The sequence below is a fragment of the Streptomyces chattanoogensis genome (assembly GCF_001294335.1).
GTDB lineage: Bacteria > Actinomycetota > Actinomycetes > Streptomycetales > Streptomycetaceae > Streptomyces > Streptomyces chattanoogensis.
The window spans coordinates 1-3,758 of the sequence record NZ_LGKG01000212.1 but is presented as its reverse complement, the minus strand read 5'-3'; the positions used below and the strand labels follow the sequence as shown (position 1 = coordinate 3,758).

Genomic DNA, 3,758 nt, shown 5'->3' with positions numbered 1-3,758 from the left:
TTCCTGACCTCGGCCGGTGAGGCCTTCGCCCACGGCGCAGACGTCGACTGGTCCCAGGTCATCCCCGCCGAGGCCGCAACCGTCGACCTGCCCACCTACGCCTTCCAACACCAGCGCTACTGGCTGGAGTCCGAGCAGCTCGACGAGGTGTTCGCCGACCCGGCCGACGCCCGGTTCTGGGATGCCGTGGAGCGGGAGGACCTCGACACCCTCAGCACGGAACTCGGGCTGACCGGCGAGGAGCAGCAGCACCTCGTCCGCTCGGTCCTGCCCGTGCTGGTGAACTGGCGACGCGAACGCCATGACCGTGCCGCCGTCGACTCCTGGCGGTACGAGGTGACGTGGCGGCGGTCGGATGATGTCAAGTCACCTTCGCTGGAGGGTACGTGGCTGATGGTGGCCGAGCCCGGCACCGGTGAGCGGGTCCGTACGGCGCTGGCCGCCTTCGGCGCCACGGTCGTCCCGGTGGACTGGCGGCCCGCCGACACCGACCGCGCCGCCCTCGCCGCACGCCTCCACGACGCCGCCGAGGCCGTGGAAGCCGCCGACGGCCGGATCCGCGGCGTGCTCTCCCTCCTGGGCGCCGAGGAAACATCGCACCCCGACAGTCCGGCCGTACCGTCCGGGCTGGCCGGCACCCTCACCCTGGTCCAGGCGCTCGGCGACGCCGAACTCGACGCGCCCCTGTGGATCCTCACGGACAACGCCGTCCAGGTCACCGCGACCGACCCCGCCCCGTCGCCCGCCCAGGCCCAACTCTGGGGTCTGGGCCGGGTCATCGGCCTGGAGCACGCCGCACGCTGGGGCGGACTCGTCGATGTCCCGCGGGACCTGGACGACCGCACCGCCGCCCGGCTCGCCGCCGTCCTCGCGGCCGACGGCGACGAGGACCAGATCGCGCTGCGGACGGACGGCGCCTGGCTCCGGCGGCTGGCGCACGCACGGCCCGCCGCGGGGCCCGCCCGGTCCTGGACACCGCGCGGCACGGTGCTCGTCACGGGCGGCACGGGAGCCCTCGGCGCGCAGGTCGCCCGCTGGCTCGCCGCGCACGGCGCCGAGCACCTCGTCCTCACCAGCCGCCGCGGCGAAGCCGCCCCCGGCGCCCCGGCCCTGCGCGACGAGCTGACCGCACTCGGCAGCCGGGTCACCCTCGCGGCCTGCGATGTCGCCGACCGGGACGCGCTCGCCGCACTCCTCGCCGGCATACCGGCCGACTGCCCGCTGACCGCCGTGGTGCACACGGCGGGGGTCGCCGATGTCCTCGCGCTAGACGACAGCGGTCTCGCCGACCTCGCATACGCCGCCGAGGGCAAGGTCACCGGCGCCCGGAACCTCGACGAACTGCTGGGGGACACGCCGCTGGACGCATTCGTGCTGTTCTCCTCCAACGCCGGAGTGTGGGGCGGCGGCGGCCAGGGCGCCTACGCCGCGGCCAACGCCGCCCTCGACGCGCTGGCCGGACAGCGCCGCGCCCGCGGGCTCACCGCGACCTCGATCGCCTGGGGGCTGTGGGCCGGCGACAGCGGCCTCGCCGACCCGGGCGGCCAGGACTACGTCCTGCGGCGCGGGCTGCGCCCCATGGCCGCGTCGACCGCGGTCAAGGCGCTGGTGCACGCCGTCGAGCACGAGGACACCTTCGTCGCGGTCGCCGATGTCGACTGGGAGCGGTTCGCCCCGGCCTTCACCGCCTCCCGCCCGCGCCCGCTGATCGCCGACCTGCCCGAGGTGCGGAAGCTCACCGCCGACCCCGAGCCGTCCGGCGAGACAACGGCGCTCGCCGCCCGGCTGCGCGAGGTGGCCGAGGCCGACCGGGCGGACGTGGTGCTCGCCCTCGTACGGGAGCACGCCGCCGCCGTGCTCGGCCACCCGGACGCCTCGGCGATCGCACCGCGGCGCGCCTTCCGCGACCTCGGGTTCGACTCGCTCACCGCGGTGGAGATACGCAACCGCATAGGCGCCGCCACCGGCCTGCGGCTGCCCGCCACCCTGGTCTTCGACTACCCGAGCGCCGCCGACGTGGCGGAGTATCTGCTGGCCCAGGTGGCCGGCGAAACCCCGGCCACGACCACCGGCGCCACCGCCGCCGTGGCCGAGGAACCCATCGCGATCGTCGCGATGAGCTGCCGCTTCCCGGGCGGCGCCGACTCCCCCGAGCAGCTCTGGGACCTCGTCCGGTCCGGCACCGACACCATGGGCGGCTTCCCGGAGGACCGGGGCTGGGACCTCGACGGGATCTACCACCCCGACCCGGACCACTCCGGCACGACCTACACCCGCGAAGGCGCCTTCGTGCACGATGCGGGCGCCTTCGACCCGACCTTCTTCGGTATTTCGCCGCGTGAGGCCCTGGCGATGGACCCGCAGCAGCGGCTCCTGCTCGAAGCGGCCTGGGAGACCCTGGAGCGGGCCGGTATCGACCCGGCCACCCTCCGCGGCAGCCGCACAGGTGTGTTCGTCGGGACGAGCGCGCAGGGCTACGGCGCCGAGGGCTACGAGATCCCCGAAGGCGGCGAAGGGTACTTCGTGACCGGTGGGCAGACATCCGTCGCCTCCGGCCGGATCTCCTACACCTTCGGCCTCGAGGGCCCGGCCCTCACCGTCGACACGGCATGCTCCTCCTCGCTGGTCGCCATGCACCTGGCCGCGCAGTCCCTGCGCCAGGGCGAATGCACCGCGGCGCTGGCCGGCGGAGTGGCCGTCATGGCGAGCCCCGGTGCGTTCGTCGAGTTCTCGCGACAGCGGGGCATGGCGCCCGACGGCCGCTGCAAGCCGTTCGCGGCGGCGGCCGACGGCACGGGCTGGGGCGAGGGCGTCGGCCTGCTGCTGCTGGAACGCCTCTCCGACGCCCGCCGTGCGGGGCACACCGTGCTCGCCGTACTGCGCGGCTCGGCGATCAACTCCGATGGCGCCTCCAACGGGATCAGTGCGCCCAACGGCCCCTCACAGCAGCGGGTGATCCGCGACGCCCTGGCCAACGCCCGGCTCGGCACCGCGGATGTCGATGTGGTGGAGGCGCATGGCACCGGTACGACGCTGGGTGATCCGATCGAGGCGCAGGCGCTGCTGGCGACGTACGGCCAGGACCGCCCGGCGGACCGTCCGCTCTGGCTCGGGTCGGTCAAATCCAACATCGGGCACACCCAGACCGCTGCGGGCGTCGCCGGTGTGATCAAGATGGTGCTGGCGATGCGGCACGGTGTGCTGCCGAAGTCGCTGCATGTGGATGAGCCGTCGCCGCATGTGGACTGGGCGTCGGGTGCGGTGGAGCTGCTGACGGAGAACCGGGACTGGCCGGAGCTGGACCGGCCCCGGCGCGCGGGGGTTTCCTCGTTCGGTGTCAGCGGCACCAATGCCCATCTGATCCTCGAACAGGGCGACGCGGTGACCGAGTTCGCCGACGAGCCGGCCCCTGCCGACGCGGGCCTTCCGGTGCCGCTGCTGCTCTCCGCCGCCTCGGACGCCGCACTGCGCGGCCAGGCCGAGCGTCTCGCCGCCCGGCTGACCGAGCGGCCGGAACTCCCCCTGGCCGACGTCGGCCATGCGCTGGCGACGACCCGGGCCGCATTCGACCGGCGCGCGACCGTGGTCGCGGCCGACAGGAGCGAAGCGCTGGCCGGGCTCGCGGCAGTGGCCGAGGGACGTGTTCCCGTGGTGTCCGTGTCGGGCGGGAAGGTGGCGTTCCTGTTTGCGGGGCAGGGGAGTCAGCGGGTGGGGATGGGCCGGGAGTTGTATGAGGCGTTCCCGGTGTTCCGTGCGGT

The 3,758-nt window shown here is 74.4% G+C and carries 1 protein-coding gene; it reads left to right on the top strand.

Going from position 1 to position 3,758, the window contains the following annotated elements; all coding sequences use genetic code 11:
- On the top strand, positions 1 to 3,758 hold a 3,758-nt coding region (locus ADL29_RS40095), incomplete at both ends, for an SDR family NAD(P)-dependent oxidoreductase (protein WP_157878697.1).